Genomic DNA, 15639 nt, shown 5'->3' on the forward strand with positions numbered 1-15639 from the left:
TGGCCAGGGCGTTCTTCCCCCTTCGTGTGCTCTGTCGGCCTGTGACGCGTCTTCGGGATTCCCGAAGCGTTCTCATCTCGTCCGAGGTAGCGGGTTGGCGATCCGCCGCAAGTTCGCCCCAACCGCCCGGAACTACACCCTCTCGAAGCTTTCGTCCCAGGTCGGCCTGCGGGTGAACGAGGCATGCGGTATTGACCTGGACCACAACAAGCGGGACCTGGGCCGCTTCGGCAAGCTCCACGTCCGCCACGGCAAGGGTGCCCGCTGCTCGGGGCCGCGCGAGCGGGTGGTGCCGCTGATCAGCGGTGCCGACTGCACGCTGCGGTGCTTCATCGAGGACGGGTGGGGCCAGTTCGACGACGACCACACCCGGCCCGGTGCCCCGCTGTTCCCAGGTGGCGGAAGAATACCGACGGTTCCGCTGACCACCGCGAACAAGGGTCTCTGGAAGGCGTCCGAGCTCCAGCGGAGCCTGGCCGAGCACGGCCTGGTGATCTCGGCCGGGAAGATGCCCGGACTGTGGTCCGGCCAGCCCGTCTCCCTCAAACTGGACGACCTGGACGACCTGGACGACCTGGACGACCTGGACGAACAGGACGACCTGGACGACCCGGACGCCATCGGCGTCGTGCTCGGCTGCGAGGTCGGCGACCTGCTGATCCCGGCACCGCAGAAGTCACCCGCCCCGGCGAGGAGAACATCACCCAGACCGCTGTCGGCGCCGCCGCACCGGTTCCGGCGGTGGTGCCCAAGCTCGGTCGAGCGCGGCCCGCTCGACGTGCGAGGGCCTCCACCATGAACTTCACCGTGGACGGCAGCTCGCCGGTGCTCGGGTGGTGGGCGGTGAGGTCCATCGCGGAGAACGCGCCGTCGCGGATGCGCAGGGCGACCTGGTCGCGGTGGAGGACATCGAGCACGTCGAGGATGTGCCGGTGCCGCGTACGAGGCAGAACATCTCGGAGGTGTGCACGGTGTCGCCCGATTCGCCGCACCGCTGCGAACCCCCGGATCGCGCGGGTTCATTGGACGCGCTGCCGCCCTGTCGTCAAACGATCGTTTGACGACAGGGGCGACGCTTCCGGGTGATGTAGCCGGGACAGAATGCTGTCTGCCATCGGTGAACACCACCCCGAGCGGGCGCGACGGCCATTACCGTCCAGTCACATGACGACGATCACCACTCGTACGGTCGAATACCCGGCCGACAACCTGACGATGATCGGATACCTCGCGCTCCCGGCCGGTGCCGAGCGCCGACCCGCAGTCCTGATCGGACCCGAGGGGGTGGGGCTCAGCGATGTCGAGCGCCGCCGGGCCGAGGCGCTGGCCGAGCTGGGGTACGTGGCGCTGGCTTTCGACCTCCACGGTGGACGCTATCTGGAAGACCCGGAGGAAATGTTGGCCCGTTGCATGCCGCTGCTCGCCGACCCCGACCGGATGCGAGGAATCGGTCACGCCGCGCTCGACGTGTTACGTGCCGAACCACGGGCAGACCCCGACCGGACCGCCGCCGTCGGCTACGGCACCGGGGGCGCAGTCGCACTGGAACTCGGTCGTGATGGCGTCGACCTGCGCGCGATTGGGACAGTCAACGCACTGACCACGGGCCGACCGGGCGAGGCGGCACGCATTCGCTGCCCGGTATGGGCCGGGGTCGGGTCGGAAGACTCGATCATGGCGCCTGCCCAACGGGATGCGTTCACCGCAGAGATGCAGGCTGCGGGCGTCGACTGGCGCCTCGTGGTCTACGGGGGAGCCCTGCACGCCTTCCACCACCCACCGGTCGACCACACCGTGCGTCCCGGCGTCGGCTACCACCCACGGCACGCACAGCGAGCCTGGCGTGACATCGTCGCTCTGCTCGCCGAGTGCCTGCCCGTCACGGATTGATCCGATCGACTCCTGATACTCACTCCTGCCCGCCGTCGTCGTCTTCGTCCAGCTCCGGTGCGTCCGGGGCGCGTAGCGGGCGCAGGGCGCCGGCGGCCGGCGCGGTGGGTCCCCTGTAGGGCCCGCTCAGGCCGAACAGCACGAACAAGAGCCGTCCTCGACGGCAAAGACGTGCTGCCCGGCCGCCAGCTCGGCAGCCGAGCAGTCCCGGCACAAGCCGAAGGACGCGGACCCCGTCGTACTCCGCCCACAGTCCCGGCACCGTTCACGGCAGAAACAGCAATCGCACTGCTCCGTCGCGCGCACCGTCTCGGTATCTCGCATGCCGGCATTCTTCCGTTTGACAGGCTGAGCGCCGGTTTCGTTGCGATGTTCCCCGTCCCCCGAGCCCCTCCGGGCCCACCACCCGCCCGCGCGGCAAGATGGAAGCATGGAACTCACGAAGAAGACCCACGCCTGTGTCCGGCTGGAGAAGGACGGGCAGGTGCTCGTCATCGATCCGGGTGTCTTCAGCGAACGGGACGCCGCGGTCGGGGCCGACGCGATCCTGATCACCCATGAGCACATGGACCACTTCGACGAGGAGCGGCTGCGTGCGGGCATGGAGGCCAACCGCGGTGCCGAGATCTGGACCCTGGCCAGTGTCGCCGAGCAGATCTCCGCGGCCTTCCCCGGGCGGGTGCACACGGTCGGTGAGGGGGACGCTTTCACCGCCGCCGGTTTCGATGTCGAGGTGCACGGGCAGTTGCACGCCGTCATCCACCCGGACATCCCGCGTGTCACCAATGTCGGCTACCTGATCACCACCGAGGACGACGGCGCGACCGTCTTCCACCCGGGTGACGCGCTCACCGTCCCTCAGGGGCGTACGGTCGACACGCTCCTGCTGCCCGTGCACGCGCCCTGGAACAAGGTGGCCGAGGTCATCGACTACGTCCGCGAGGTCCGGCCGCGCCGTGCCATCGACGTGCACGACAGCCTGCTCCAGGAGCACGCCCGTCCCGTGTACGACGGGATGATCGACAAGCTGGGCGGCACGGACCACGCCCGCCTCGCCCCCGGTGACCACACCGGTCTGAACTGACATCCTGGGTCAGGCCGCCCGGCCGTGCCGGACACCGGCTCCGACTGTCACACCCCCGCTGTAGGTTTACGGACATGCGCATCGCGACCTGGAACGTCAATTCGATCACCGCCCGCCTTCCGCGGCTGCTGGCCTGGCTGGAGAACACCGGCACGGACGTGCTGTGCGTGCAGGAGACCAAGTGCTCGGCCGAGCAGTTCCCGTACGACCAGCTCCGCGAGCTGGGCTACGAGGCCGCCGTCAACGCCACCGGCCGGTGGAACGGCGTCGCGCTGCTGTCGAAGGTCGGCCTGGCGGACGTGACCACCGGTCTGACCGGCGGTCCGGACTACGAAGGGGTGCAGGAGCCCCGCGCCGTCTCCGCGACCTGCGGCCCGGCCCGCGTCTGGTCGGTGTACGTGCCCAACGGCCGGGAGATCGACCACGCGCACTTCGCGTACAAGCTCCAGTGGTTCGAGGCGCTGAAGACGGCCGTCGCCGAGGACGCGGCGGGCTCCCGGCCCTTCGCGATCCTCGGTGACTTCAATGTCGCGCCGACCGACGACGACGTGTGGGACACCGCCGTCTTCGAGGGCATGACGCATGTGACGCCCGCCGAGCGCGCCGCCCTGGCGGCCCTGCGCGAGGCGGGTCTGTCGGACGTGGTGCCGCGCCCGCTGAAGTACGACAAGCCGTTCACGTACTGGGACTACCGCCAGCTCTGCTTCCCGAAGAACAAGGGCATGCGCATCGACCTGGTGTACGGCAACGAGCCGTTCGCCAAGGCGGTCTCGGACGCCTATGTCGACCGCGAGGAGCGCAAGGGCAAGGGCGCCTCGGACCACGCCCCGGTGGTCGTCGACCTGGACGTCTGAGTCGTCGCCCCGGCCGTCTGAGCCGGGCCGGGCGCACACCCGCGCCCGACCGGGCGCACGCGCGTCGGACCGGGCCCGGCCGCGGGACCGGCCGCCGGACACGGGACCGGCCCGGCCACCGGACCCGTTCCGGCCGCCGGCCCCGCCCCGGCCGCGGTGCCCGGCCCCGGCGCCCCCTCCGGCGCCCCGCCTCAGCGCCCGCCGGGCACGAGCGCGCGCAGGTCCACCGACTCGCCGAGCGCCCGCAGGCCCGCGTCGCCGGGGTGCAGATGGTCGCCGCTGTCGTACGCGGGCAGCAGCCGCTGCGGGCGCGCCGGGTCCCGGAGCACCGCGTCGTAGTCCAGTACGGCGTCGAAGCCCGCGCCACCGGCCCGGATCGCGGCGTTCACGGCGGTGCGCCGCGCGTCGACCGCCGCCGTACAGTCCGCGAAGCCCTCGCACGGCGCGACGGTCGCGACCACCACCCGCAGCCCGCGCCCGTGTGCGCGCCGGGCGATGTCCCGCAGCCCCGCCACGACCTCGGCCGCCGGGGTCCCGGCCCGTACGTCGTTGATGCCTTCGAAGATCACGACGGTACGGACCGAGGGCTGGGCCAGCACGTCCCGCTCCAGCCGGCGCCGCGCGCCGACTCCGCTGGTGTCGGTGCTCACGCCGTCACCCGGATAGCGGTCGGTGACGACCCGGTTGCCCGCGATGCCGCTGTTGACCACGCCGTAGCGCGGCAGCCGGTGCTGGGCCTGGAAGCGGCGGGCCAGGACGTCCGGCCAGCGCCGGTTGGCGCCCGCCGTCGAGCCCGAGCCGTCGGTGAGGGAGTCCCCGAGCGTCACGACCGTGCCGGGGCCGCCCGCGACCTCCACCCCGGTCAGGAACGGCCAGCCGGTCAGCGTGCCCGGGTACGCCGCGCCGCCGATGTCACCCGTTCGGTCGCCGCTGCCCGGCGCGCTGACGTACGAGACCTGCCGGGACTCCCGGTGCACCGGCGCCGCCGTCACCGTGCCCGACAGGTGGAGGCTGACCAGCAGGTCGCGGCCCGCCGGCACGGTGAAGTCCAGGGGGTCGCTGTACGCCTGCGCGCCGGCCGGGATCCGCACGCCCCGCCGCCCGCCGAACGTCAGCGGTACGGGCTCGCGCGCGGCCCCCGCGCCGTCCTCCGCGCCCTGTACGGCCACGCTCGCCGCCCCGAAGTCCACCGGCGCCGACGCGAAGGTGTTCGCCAGCCGGACCCGGACCCGCGGTCCGCCCACGCCGGTGCGCACCACCAGCCGCAGCGTCCGGTCACGCCACGGCCCCGCCTGCGCGTACCCGCCCGTGCTCGTGCCCCAACCGCCCGTCCACCCGGCGCCGTTGTCGCGCACCGCCGCGGCGAACACGTGCAGGTCGGCGCCCGGCCCCGGGTCGGCGGGCAGGACGACGGCGGCCACCTCGCGCCCGCGCGCCACCGGCACGCCCACCGCGTACAGCCGCGCCCGCTCCGTCCGTTGCCCGCCGGGCGTGTTGATGTGCGGCAGCGCCACCGCCTTGGTGTTCAGCGGGCCCGTACGCCAGTCCGGCGCGGTCAGCCGGTAGGTGCTGCGCGACCCGTCCCGGTAGTGGACCGTGCCGCTCCCGGTCACCGTGCCGCCCGTCGCGGCCACCAGCAGCGTCAGCGCGTCACCGCGTCCGCGCAGCCGTACCGTCTGGCCGGCCGCCCGTACGTTGTCCGGGCGCCCCGGGGCGACGCGCGGCCACCGCAGCCGGGCCGCGTCGACGGTCAGCACCCGTCCCGGCGTCCAGCCCGCCGCGGCGAGGTCCCGCGCGGACAGCGAGTTGCCGACGCCGTCGAAGTCCGCCGACGCCGGGTCGGACGGCTCGCTGACCGCCGTGTTGTCGAAGAGGCTCGCCAAAGCCACCGGGGGCGTGGCCCGTTGCGCCGGGGCCGCCGTCGCCGGGCCGGCCGCAGGGGTGAGGGAGAGGCAGAGGGCGGGGGCGAGAAGCGGGCCCCACAGTCGTACGCGCATCCGGACTTCCTTCCGTCGACAGCGAGGACGAGCACGAACACCGGCCGCGACCGGTGGCGCGGGCGGTAACCGGCCACCAGCCTGCCGCGCGCCTGTGGCCACCGCCCCGGCCCGGGTGGGACGCTACGCCCATGAACATGTCTTTCCTGGACAAGTGGCGCAAGCGCCCGGAAGTGGGCCCTGCTGTCGAAGACGACCCCGAAGGCGCGGCGATGCTTCTGGCGGAGTGCGAGCTGCTGCGTGCCCAGGCCCAGACCGAAGGAGTGGAACTGGACGACTCGGTGCACTCGTTGGAGGCACTGGACCAACTGCGCCCCGCCTGGCGCGACGACCCCGACGTGGTGACCTGGCTCGGCAACGACGCGGGCTGCTATCTGGGCACGGTGCTGGTGCGGACGGTGCCCGGCGCGGCCTGGAAGGTGTGGCCCGGCGGCGAGCCGGTGGTACGGCTGGCGTCCGGCCGGGAGGTGGACGTGGTGTCGGCGGGCCGGGACTGGGCGGCGTACGGCACACCCGAGCTGTGCCAGCTCTACGCGGAGGCCGCCGAGAGCTGACCGCCCCCGGCCGGGCTACACGAAGCCGATGTCGTACGCCAGCCGCCACCGGTCGGCCCGTACGACGATGTCCGAGGTCTCCACGGCCCGCCCGTCCGCGTCGAAGTGGGTGCGCTCCACGGCCGTCACGCACTGCCCGGGGGAGCAGCCCAGTGCCTCCGCCTCGGCACTGGAAGCGGGCCGGGACCCGACGCGCTCCTCGGCGCGCACCACCCGGATCCCGATGGCGGCCATGCGCCCCCGGACGCCGCGCCGGGCATAGGGCCCGCACTCCGGGAAGACCACGTCCGTGCCCTCGGTGATGGCGAGCGGCTCCCAGCTCGTGGCGAGTTGCACGGGCTGGCGGTTGGCCAGGTATTCGTACACCGACCGTACGACGCCGGTGCCCGGCACGATGCACAGCCGCCGCGCCACCCGGTCGGACGCCGCCTCCGTCGTCGAGGACACCTCCCAGGTCAACGGCGTGCCGTCGGGTGACCCCTCCAGGGCGATGCGGGCGGCGAACGGGGAGTCGACGGCGCCCGTGGAGCGCAGGAGGGTGCCGATGGGCGCCCGGTCGGCCACGAACACCCCCCGCCCGAACTGTCCTTCCGCGTAGCCGGCGGCCTTCAGGACGCGTACCGCGCGGTCCACGGTCTGGTCGCTGGCCTCGTACGCCCGCTTGAGCTCGGAGCGGGACGGCATGCGCGCGCCCACGGGGAGGATTCCGTCGTCGATCTGGCGGCGCAGGTCGTCGGCGATGCGCTGGAAGACAGGTCGGTTGTCACCCATGTCCCACAGGCTAGGTACGCAGGCAGGCACTGTGTACCTAGGGAGCGGCGCCGGGGCAGCCGTCCGTGAGAGGTCCTGGAGCAGGAGTTCGTGCAGGGCACGCGTGCGCACTTTTCCCGGTAATCAGGGATTATCGGAGCATTCGTGCGTGTCAGGGGAAAAGCGCCGCTTTCGGGCGGGTAGTTTGCGGTGTCCTGGCTGTACGGATGAGAGTGAGCAGGCTGCACATGGCCGGTGAGGCGCTGATCGAGCTGCGCGGGGTCAACAAGCACTACGGGAAACTGCATGTCCTCCAGGACATCGACCTCACCGTCGGCCGGGGCGAGGTGGTGGTCGTCATCGGGCCGTCCGGGTCCGGCAAGTCCACCCTGTGCCGCACCATCAACCGCCTCGAACCGATCGAGTCCGGCACCATCACCCTGGACGGCCACCCGCTCCCCGAGGAGGGGCGCGAACTGGCCAGGCTGCGTGCCGAAGTCGGCATGGTCTTCCAGTCCTTCAACCTCTTCGCGCACAAGAGCGTGCTGGCCAACGTGATGCTCGCGCCGGTCAAGGTCCGGGGACGCAAGAAGGACGAGGCCGAGCGGCGGGCCCGCCAACTGCTGGAGCGGGTGGGGCTGGCCGCGCACGCCGACAAGTACCCGGCGCAGCTCTCCGGCGGGCAGCAGCAGCGCGTCGCCATCGCCCGCGCGCTGGCCATGGAGCCGCAGGCGCTGCTCTTCGACGAACCGACCTCTGCCCTCGACCCGGAGATGATCAACGAGGTGCTGGAGGTCATGCAGCAGCTCGCGCAGGAGGGCATGACGATGGTGGTCGTCACCCACGAGATGGGCTTCGCGCGCTCCGCCGCCAACCGCGTCGTCTTCATGGCCGACGGCAGGATCGTCGAGGACCGCACACCGGAGGAGTTCTTCACCGCGCCCGAGAGCGACCGCGCCAAGGACTTCCTCTCCAAGATCCTCAAGCACTGACCGGGGGCGCCGCCATGCACCAGACCCGAACCGCCCTCGTGGCGCTCGCGCTGACCGCGGTCGCCCTGCTGGCCGCCGGCTGCGGCAAGTCCGGCAGCCCGCCGGTCAAGGGCCCCAAGGGCAGCGAACTGCCCCGCTACACGACCGCCGAGGGCTTCACGCTGCCCGCCTCCGCGACCTGGCGCAAGGCCCAGAGCCGCGGCCGGCTGGTCGTCGGCGCCAAGGAGGACCAGCCGTACATGGGCGAGCGGGACCCGGCCTCCGGGGCGTACACCGGCTTCGACATCGAGATCGCCAAGATGATGTCCGCCTCCCTCGGCTTCGACCCGAAGACGGTCCAGTTCAAGACCATCGCCTCCGCCAACCGTGAGACCGCCCTGCAGAACGGCCAGATCGACTACTACGTCGGCACCTACACCATCAACGCCAAGCGCAAGCAGCAGGTGGGGTTCGCCGGCCCGTACTACATGGCGGGGCAGGGCCTGCTGGTGCGCAAGGACCAAGAGGGCATCGGCGGGCCGCGCGACCTGGCGGGCAGGAAGGTCTGCTCGGCGGCCGGCTCCACGCCCTACCAGCGCATCCAGGCCGACTATCCCAAGGCCGACCTGGTCGCCTACGACACGTACTCGGTGTGCGTGGACAACCTGCTCACCTACCAGGTCGACGCCGTCACGACCGACGACGCGATCCTCATGGGGTACGCCGCCAAGGTGCCCGACGAGCTGAAGCTGGCCGGCCGGCCGTTCTCCGAGGAGCCGTACGGCATCGGCGTGCCGCGCGAGGACACCGCCCTGCGGCTCGCGCTGGACGACGCGCTCGCCGCCCACGAGAAGAACGGCGACTGGAAGAAGGCGTACGACGCGACACTGGGCCTGTCCGGCGTCCCCGCTCCGAAGCCGCCCGCCATCGACCGCTACCCGGCGAGCTGAGGACGGGGACCGCCCATGAACGTGCTCCTGGACAACTTCTCCCGCTACGGGGAGGGCCTGCTCGGCACCGTCGAGCTGACCGTCCTCGCCTCGCTGCTCGCGCTCGTCGTCGGGGTGCTGATGGCCGCCTTCCGGGTGGCCCCGGTCGGCTCGCTGCGGGTGTTCGGCACCGTGTGGGTGGCGGTGCTGCGCAACACCCCGCTGACGCTGCTGTTCTTCGCGGTGCTGCTCGGCCTGCCGCGCTTCGGCGTCGTGCTGCCCTTCAAGGTCTTCGCCGTCCTCGCGCTGGGCTGCTACACCTCCGCGTTCATCTGCGAGGCGGTGCGCTCCGGCATCAACACCGTCCCGGTCGGGCAGGGCGAGGCGGCCCGCAGCCTCGGCATGACCTTCTCGCAGACCCTGGGCGACGTGGTGCTGCCGCAGGCGTTCCGTACCGTCATCCCGCCCGTCGGCTCCACGCTCATCGCGCTCGCCAAGAACTCCGCGATCGCCGGTTCCTTCAGCGTCGTCGAACTCCTCGGCACCTACAAGACGCTCAACGAGCTGGGCTACAGCATCATCTGGACCTTCGTCTGGATCGCCGTCGGCTACCTGATCGTGACCCTGACCATCAGCGCGCTGTTCAACGTGCTGGAACAGCGCTGGGGGGTTCCCCGATGACCGCCACCACCGCCCTATACGACGTCCCCGGACCGCAGACCAGGCGCCGGCACCGGCTCTACGGGGCGGCGGCGACCGTGGTGATCCTCGCGATCCTCGCCTGGGCCGGGTACCTGCTGGTGGACACCGGGCAGTTCAGCGCCCGCAAGTGGACGCCGTTCGCCTACCGGGGCATCCAGGAGCTGCTGCTCGAAGGGCTGGCCAACACGCTCAAGGCGTTCGCCTGTGCCGCGGTGCTCTCGCTCGTGCTGGGCGCGGTGCTCGCCGCCGGGCGGCTCTCGGACCACGCGCCGGTCCGCTGGGTGAGCACGCTGCTGGTCGAGTTCTTCCGTGCGATGCCCGTACTGGTCATGATCTTCTTCGTCTATGTGGCGCTGCGGGCGGAACCGCTGTACGCGCTGATCGCGGGGCTGACGCTGTACAACGGCTCGGTGCTGGCCGAGGTCTTCCGGGCCGGTGTCCACGCGGTCGACCGGGGGCAGCGGGAGGCCGGGTACGCGCTGGGCATGCGCAAGACGCAGGTCATGACATACGTCCTGGTGCCGCAGGCGGTCCGCGCCATGCTGCCCACGATCATCAGCCAGCTCGTGGTCGCGCTGAAGGACACCTCGCTCGGCTTCCTGATCACCTACGAGGAGTTCCTGCACGCCGGCAAGCTGATCGCCTCCAACCTCGACTACGACCTGCCGTTCATCCCGGTCGTCATGATCGTCTCGCCGATCTACATCGGCATGTGCATGCTGCTGTCGTGGTGCGCGTACCGGGTCGCCAAGTGGCAGCGCAGGAGCCTCAAGACGGAGGCCGTGGACGTCAACGCGCCGGAGCCGGGAACCCTGCTGCCGGGGGCGCAGCAGCAGCGCTGACGCCCCGGCCCCGGGCGCTCAGTCGCGTACCGGCACCGACACCCACGACGGGTCGTTCGCGGGCGAGGAGAAGGTGAGCCGGGCGCCGGCCGGATTGTGTTCGATGTACAGCGGGTCCACGGTGTCCACGACCACCGCCAGCCGGTGGCCCGCCGGGACGTCGTACGCCGTCGAGAACAGCTCCAGGTCCACGCCGAACGGCTTGCCCGGGGCCTTGCCGTGGAACGTGAACGGCGCGTGCGAGACCAGCTTGCCGACGCCGAGCGGCCCCACGTCGTACAGATGGGCGATGCCGGTGCCGCTCTCGGCGGTGCTGGTGACCGTGGTGTGCAGCTTCGCCGTACCGCGCACGTGCTGAGCGGCGGCGTACCGCTCGGACTGCCACACGGCGGCGGCCGAGCGCGGCAGCAGCGGGATCGAGGCCATCGGAGGCAGCCGGAAGAACTGGTCCAGGAGGCTGGAGAGGAAGACGGTCCCGCCGTTGGCGCCGGAATCCCGGTCGGCGCGGATCCGCTGGGTGCCGTTCAGCTCGATGCGGCGGTGCCCGGAAGAGACGTCCTGCCAGCTCTGGTACCCCTCGTAGGCGCCGGTGGAGCGGGACTTGAGCTGTACGGGCGCCTCGCGGTCGACGCCGTTGTCGGCGCCCTTGAGGTAGTGGTCGAACCAGCGCCTGGTGTGGTCCCAGGTGTCGTTCGGCAGACCGAGCAGGCCCAGGCCCTCGGCGGTGGCGTGGTCACCGGGCCGGAACTCCAGCCGCTTGGGGCCCTTGAGCTTCTCGTAGAAGTCGGCGTACTGGTTGGGCGGGAAGAGCGAGTCGCCCCAGGCGTTGCCCAGCATGATCGCCGCACCGTTGGCGTTGATCCGGTCGAGGTAGGTGGCTGGGGAGCGCTTCGCGCCCCACTTGATCATGTCGCCTTCCTTGGCCAGGTTGGAGCCGAGGAAGTCCTTGAGGATGCCGGTCAGTTCCGCGCTGGGCCGCCCGGTGAGCGCGCCCGCCCCGCCCAGCAGCGCCGCGGCCTGGACGTGCTGGGTGCGCCCGCTGTAGATCGAGTCGATCAGGTCGGCCCAGCCGCTCAGCGCCGCGACCGCCTTGACCCGCTTGTCGAAGGCCGAGGTCAGCAGGCTGATTCCGGCGCCGTACGACACCCCGCCCATGCCCACCTTCCCTGGGTCGGCCGGGGTGTGGGCCAGTGCCCAGTCGATGACCTTGGAGGCGTCGGCGATGTCCGGGGGGCCGGCCGTCTCGATCTGCCCGCCGGACTGCCAGAAGCCGCGCGAGTTGTAGCCCACCACCACGTACCCGGCGTCGGCGAGCTTCTTCGCCTGCACGACGTACTCGATCTGCGGCATGGCCCAACTGGTGGGGAGCACGACCAGCGGATAGCGGCGGCCGGGCACCGCGTCGCCCGGGGTGAAGACGTTGGCCTTCAGGGTGATGCCGCCGTCGCCCTCGATGTCGACGAACTTCACGTCGGGGAACGCCGCCGCGGGTTCCCGCTGTGCGGTGGCGCCGGCCGCGGGGGCGCTCGTGGCGGGGGCGTGCGGTGCGGCGGTGACGGAGTTCGCCGGCGGGGCGCCCGCGAGGGTGGTGGTGGCGAGCACGGCGGCCGAGACGGTGCCGAGGGTGGTGCGCAGCGTGGTGCGGGAGGGCGACATCTACTGCTCCTAGTGCTTCAAGACTGAAGTGACTGGAGAGTAAGGTGCGCTTCTTACCGCTGGTAACCCGTCGGTGGGTTACGGATGAGTAACGTACGGGCTTCGCGGGCCGGTGGGGCGCCCGGCCGGGGGGCCGGGCGCCCCCTGGTCAGAGCCCCAGGTCGGGCCCGAACACCTCGTAGTGGATGTCGGCCGCGCTCACGCCCGCCGCCAGCAACTGGCTGCGGGCGGCCTTCATGAAGGGCACCGGGCCGCAGAGGTAGGCGACGGTGTCCTCCGGAACGGCGATCCGGCTCAGGTCGATGCGCCCCTCGTGCCGGGTGACGGCGCCCTCGCCGTGCCCGGCGCCGTCCTCCGGCTGCTCGTACCAGACCTCGGCCGTGGCGTGCGGCAGCTTCTCGGTGAGCTGCCGCAGCTCGGCGCGGAAGGCGTGGGTGGCCGGGGCGCGGTCCGCGTGGACGGAGACGACGCGGCGGCCGGAGCCGTCGGCGGCGAGCCGGGACAGGATGCCGATCATGGGCGTGCAGCCGATGCCGGCCGAGGCGAGCAGCAGCGGGCGGTCGCTCTCCTCCGGGACCACGTCGCCGAACGGGGCGCTGATACGCAGGACGTCACCGTCGTGCACCCGGGCGTGCAGGTGGTGGGAGACCTCGCCCGCCGGCGAGCCGGACGCGTCGCCCGCCACCCGCTTCACGGAGAACTGCAGGGCGCCGTCCGGCTGCCCGGACAGGCTGTACTGGCGTATCTGCCGGGCGCCGTCGGCGAGGCGCACCTGTACGGAGACGTACTGGCCGGGCCGGGACGCCGGGACCGGGGCGCCGTCCAACGGCCGGACGACGAAGGTCACCACGTCCTCGGTCTCCTGGTGGCGCCCGGTGACGCGGTACTCCCGCCAGACGTCCCCGCCCGGCGCGCCCGCAGCCTCGTACAGGCGCTCCTCGATGGCGATCAGGGCGTTCGCCATCAGCCAGTACACCTCGTCCCAGGCCGCCACGACCTCTTCGGTGACCGCGTCACCCAGCACCTCGGCGATGGCCGCGAACAGGTGCTCGCGCACGACCGGGTACTGGTCGGCGCGGACGCCGAGCGAGGCGTGCTTGTGCGCGATGCGCTCCAGCATCGCGTCGGGGCGCTCGTCCGGGTGCTCCACCAGGTGGGTCGCGAAGGTGGCGATGGAGCCGGCGAGCGCCTGGCGCTGGCTGCCGTTGGCCTGGTTGCCGCGGTTGAACAGGTCGCGGAGCAGTTCGGGGTGGGCGGCGAAGAGCTTGTCGTAGAAGAGCGGGGTGATCTCGCCGATGGCCGCTCCGACCGCGGGAAGGGTGGCGCGGACGGTCTCGGCGGATGGGGACGACAGCATCGGATGCTCCGGTTCCTGTTCTCGGGTGTGCTGAGGGGGGCTGTTCGGGAGGGGCGCTGTGACGCAATAACTTGCATCTCAGATTCGCATTTCTTCGCCAGCGTATGAGCCGGGGTGGGGGCGCGCGGTAGGGCCGTTCAGCCCTCCGGCCGGGCAGACAGGCCGAGCAGCAGAGGGCCGGTCGGGGTGCCCACCAGCTCCTCGATGGACAGCGGATCGAGCGAGGCGAAGAACGCCTCCTGCGCGGCACGCAGGGCGCCGCGCAGAAGGCAGGCCGAGCGCAGCGGGCAGGGCGGATCGTCCTCGCACCCCACCACGTCGCCGACGCCCTCCAGCTCGCGCACCAGGCGCCCCAGGGAACCGGTGCGGCCCTTCCGGGTCAGGGACAGGCCCCCGTTGCGCCCGCGCCGCGCCTCCACGACGCCGAGGTGCTGGAGTCTGCTGACCACCTTGGCGGCGTGCGTGTACGGGACCTGGACGGCGGCGGCCACCTCGCGAGTGGTCGGCGCGTCACCCGGGCCTTCGAGGACCGCCAGCCGCATGGCGATGCGGAGCGCGATGTCGGTGCTCTTCGTCAGTCGCACCAGCACACCGTACTGAAGTGGAGTGCGGATGCCGATTTGGGGTGCGGCGGGCGGAGCGGGCGGGAACGGGCGGGCCGGACGGGGGTGGATGGACCGGATGGGAGGGGGCGGGACGGACAGACCGGGCCGCCGGATGGCCGGCGGCGAAGCCGGACGGTGATCCGGCGCGAAGCCGGACGGTGATCACCCGCGAAGCCGGGCGGTCGCGCGCCTGTCCCGGCGCGCCGGGCAGCAGTACGGTCGGGCCGAAGGGCATCCACGGGCCACCCGCCGGCCGCCGGGATGCGGTGCCGGAACCGGCCCGGAACCAGCCCGGAACCACCGCGCCTGGAGGCCGCCATGCTCCCGACCCGTACCCTCCTCGACAGCATCACCACCAAGACCCGGCTCGGCACGGACGTGCTGGCCCCGGCCACCGACGCCCTCGCCGAGTGCGAGAAGGCCGTCCTCGTCTGCGCGACCGGCATGCTCGCGTCCGACGACGCGGACCGGATGCGCGAAGCCGTCCGCGCCGACCTGGACTGCCACGACGTCGTCGGAGCGACCCTGCGGCTGCTGCTGCGGGAAGGCGGCGGGGAGACCCGGCTGCTGGCCGCGCAGCTCGAAGCGTGCGCGGTCGCCTGTGAACGCAGCAACGAACTGTGCCGCGCGCACGCCGGCAACCACGAGCACTGCCGCCTGTGCACCCAGGCCACGACCCGCGCGCTCGACGCCTGCCACGGCGTACGGGAGGCGTTGCGACCGTAGGGCGTGCGGTCCGGGCCGTCTTCCGGAGGCGGCTGTCGGACGTGCGGTCCTGTCCGCTGTCCGGGTGCGGCCGCAGGGCGTGCGATCCGGCCCGTGGTCCGGGGCGTCCGGCCGCTACTTTCCGTGCCGTTCGCGCCAGTCGTGCACGACGCTCTCCACGTCGTACGGCTCCAGGTTGAGCGGCGGTCCGGGCGGCGGCTGCCGGATCGCCTCCTGGATCTTCGTGTTGATCTCGCCGACGATGCGCCGCACCGCTCGCTCCGAAGGAGCCCGCGCCGCCGCCTCCAGTGCGTCCTCGGCCTCCTTGCGCAGCGCGAGCGTCGGCGGCAGGAAGGAGAGGTTCTCCCGGCTCATCTTCTCCTTGACCCACCACATGGCGTCGTACGGCCTGTTGAGGTCGGGCAGCGGCTTGCCGAAACCGGGCAGCTCGGCGAACTCCCCGCGCTCGGTGGCCTCGCGGATCTGCCGGTCGCTCCAGGTCTCGAAGCTGACGCCGGGGGGCTTGCGCTCGGTCATCACGGGGCTCCCTGGGATGGGGGATTCGGCCGGTCACCCTCGGCCCCGGCACAGCGGGGCCATTGGTACAGGAGTACCACACCAGGATTTCCGGGCGCCGCCCACCGCGGGAGGCCGGTCCGGGCCGTATGGCGGTCACGCCGTGTGCGCGGGCGGCCGCCGGTCGCGTAGAACGGATTGCGCGCGGGGGCCGAACCGGAGGAAAG

General features: G+C 72.0%; 18 protein-coding genes. 11 read left to right on the top strand and 7 right to left on the bottom strand.

Annotation, left to right across the window (positions count from 1 at the left end; translation table 11 throughout):
* The first annotated feature begins 94 nt into the window (after window positions 1-94).
* The 3 genes from ACH4EB_RS05905 to ACH4EB_RS05915 all read left to right on the top strand — a co-directional run bounded on the left by ACH4EB_RS05905 (window position 95) and on the right by ACH4EB_RS05915 (window position 1890).
* Window positions 95-799: a hypothetical protein gene (locus ACH4EB_RS05905; protein ID WP_398346089.1), complete on the top strand. Its 705-nt coding sequence runs from the start codon at window positions 95-97 to the stop codon at window positions 797-799.
* A 37-nt stretch (window positions 800-836) separates the two neighbouring features.
* Entirely contained in the window at window positions 837-1061 is a 225-nt protein-coding gene (locus ACH4EB_RS05910; protein ID WP_398346091.1) for a hypothetical protein, read from the top strand.
* 103 nt (window positions 1062-1164) lie between these two features.
* The gene (locus ACH4EB_RS05915) at window positions 1165-1890 is read left to right on the top strand and encodes a dienelactone hydrolase family protein (protein ID WP_398346092.1); all 726 of its coding nucleotides are present in this window, start codon (window positions 1165-1167) and stop codon (window positions 1888-1890) included.
* Between the two features lie 19 nt (window positions 1891-1909).
* Here ACH4EB_RS05915 and ACH4EB_RS05920 read toward each other — a convergent pair whose 3' ends face one another.
* Complete coding sequence (locus tag ACH4EB_RS05920) at window positions 1910-2038, bottom strand: hypothetical protein (protein ID WP_398346464.1); 129 nt, start codon at window positions 2036-2038, stop codon at window positions 1910-1912.
* A gap of 282 nt (window positions 2039-2320) precedes the next feature.
* Between ACH4EB_RS05920 and ACH4EB_RS05925 the strand changes: the two genes are divergently transcribed.
* Both ACH4EB_RS05925 and ACH4EB_RS05930 read left to right on the top strand, forming a co-directional pair.
* Complete coding sequence (locus ACH4EB_RS05925; RefSeq protein WP_398346093.1) at window positions 2321-2974, top strand: MBL fold metallo-hydrolase; 654 nt, start codon at window positions 2321-2323, stop codon at window positions 2972-2974.
* Window positions 2975-3048: 74 nt separating this feature from the next.
* A complete protein-coding gene (locus ACH4EB_RS05930) occupies window positions 3049-3828 on the top strand; it encodes an exodeoxyribonuclease III (protein WP_398346094.1) in 780 nt (259 codons plus the stop codon).
* A gap of 191 nt (window positions 3829-4019) precedes the next feature.
* Here the strand turns inward: ACH4EB_RS05930 and ACH4EB_RS05935 are convergent, their stop codons facing one another.
* Entirely contained in the window at window positions 4020-5825 is a 1806-nt protein-coding gene (locus ACH4EB_RS05935; RefSeq protein WP_398346095.1) for a GDSL-type esterase/lipase family protein, read from the bottom strand.
* 131 nt (window positions 5826-5956) lie between these two features.
* Here ACH4EB_RS05935 and ACH4EB_RS05940 point away from each other — a divergent pair, with 131 nt between their 5' ends.
* On the top strand, window positions 5957-6379 hold the full coding sequence (locus tag ACH4EB_RS05940) for a DUF6278 family protein (RefSeq protein ID WP_398346096.1): 423 nt from the start codon (window positions 5957-5959) through the stop codon (window positions 6377-6379).
* A gap of 15 nt (window positions 6380-6394) precedes the next feature.
* Here ACH4EB_RS05940 and ACH4EB_RS05945 read toward each other — a convergent pair whose 3' ends face one another.
* Window positions 6395-7150, bottom strand: a complete 756-nt coding sequence (locus ACH4EB_RS05945) for a GntR family transcriptional regulator (RefSeq protein ID WP_398346097.1) — start codon at window positions 7148-7150, stop codon at window positions 6395-6397.
* Between the two features lie 227 nt (window positions 7151-7377).
* On the opposite strand from ACH4EB_RS05945, the gene ACH4EB_RS05950 reads away from it, so the two are divergent.
* The 4 genes from ACH4EB_RS05950 to ACH4EB_RS05965 are packed head-to-tail and all read left to right on the top strand — an operon-like array spanning window position 7378 to window position 10573.
* Complete coding sequence (locus tag ACH4EB_RS05950; RefSeq protein ID WP_398346435.1) at window positions 7378-8121, top strand: amino acid ABC transporter ATP-binding protein; 744 nt, start codon at window positions 7378-7380, stop codon at window positions 8119-8121.
* 14 nt (window positions 8122-8135) lie between these two features.
* Complete coding sequence (locus ACH4EB_RS05955) at window positions 8136-9050, top strand: glutamate ABC transporter substrate-binding protein (protein WP_398346098.1); 915 nt, start codon at window positions 8136-8138, stop codon at window positions 9048-9050.
* A 15-nt stretch (window positions 9051-9065) separates the two neighbouring features.
* A complete protein-coding gene (locus ACH4EB_RS05960; protein ID WP_398346099.1) occupies window positions 9066-9710 on the top strand; it encodes an amino acid ABC transporter permease in 645 nt (214 codons plus the stop codon).
* A complete protein-coding gene (locus ACH4EB_RS05965) occupies window positions 9707-10573 on the top strand; it encodes an amino acid ABC transporter permease (protein WP_398346100.1) in 867 nt (288 codons plus the stop codon). The genes ACH4EB_RS05960 and ACH4EB_RS05965 overlap by 4 nt, the downstream gene beginning before the upstream one ends.
* An 18-nt stretch (window positions 10574-10591) precedes the next feature.
* Here the strand turns inward: ACH4EB_RS05965 and ACH4EB_RS05970 are convergent, their stop codons facing one another.
* The 3 genes from ACH4EB_RS05970 to ACH4EB_RS05980 all read right to left on the bottom strand — a co-directional run bounded on the left by ACH4EB_RS05970 (window position 10592) and on the right by ACH4EB_RS05980 (window position 14170).
* A complete protein-coding gene (locus tag ACH4EB_RS05970) occupies window positions 10592-12229 on the bottom strand; it encodes an alpha/beta fold hydrolase (RefSeq protein WP_398346102.1) in 1638 nt (545 codons plus the stop codon).
* Window positions 12230-12377: 148 nt separating this feature from the next.
* Entirely contained in the window at window positions 12378-13586 is a 1209-nt protein-coding gene (locus ACH4EB_RS05975; protein WP_398346103.1) for a globin domain-containing protein, read from the bottom strand.
* 137 nt (window positions 13587-13723) lie between these two features.
* Window positions 13724-14170, bottom strand: a complete 447-nt coding sequence (locus ACH4EB_RS05980; RefSeq protein ID WP_398346104.1) for an RrF2 family transcriptional regulator — start codon at window positions 14168-14170, stop codon at window positions 13724-13726.
* Between the two features lie 339 nt (window positions 14171-14509).
* Between ACH4EB_RS05980 and ACH4EB_RS05985 the strand changes: the two genes are divergently transcribed.
* Window positions 14510-14917, top strand: coding sequence for a hypothetical protein (locus tag ACH4EB_RS05985; protein ID WP_398346105.1), 408 nt, complete (start codon window positions 14510-14512; stop codon window positions 14915-14917).
* A gap of 114 nt (window positions 14918-15031) precedes the next feature.
* Here ACH4EB_RS05985 and ACH4EB_RS05990 read toward each other — a convergent pair whose 3' ends face one another.
* Window positions 15032-15433 carry a DUF1992 domain-containing protein gene (locus ACH4EB_RS05990; protein WP_398346106.1) on the bottom strand — a complete coding sequence of 134 codons (402 nt, stop codon included), beginning with the start codon at window positions 15431-15433 and terminating at the stop codon, window positions 15032-15034.
* Between the last annotated feature and the right edge of the window lie 206 nt (window positions 15434-15639).

Source organism: Streptomyces sp. NPDC018045 (genome assembly GCF_044327445.1).
GTDB lineage: Bacteria > Actinomycetota > Actinomycetes > Streptomycetales > Streptomycetaceae > Streptomyces.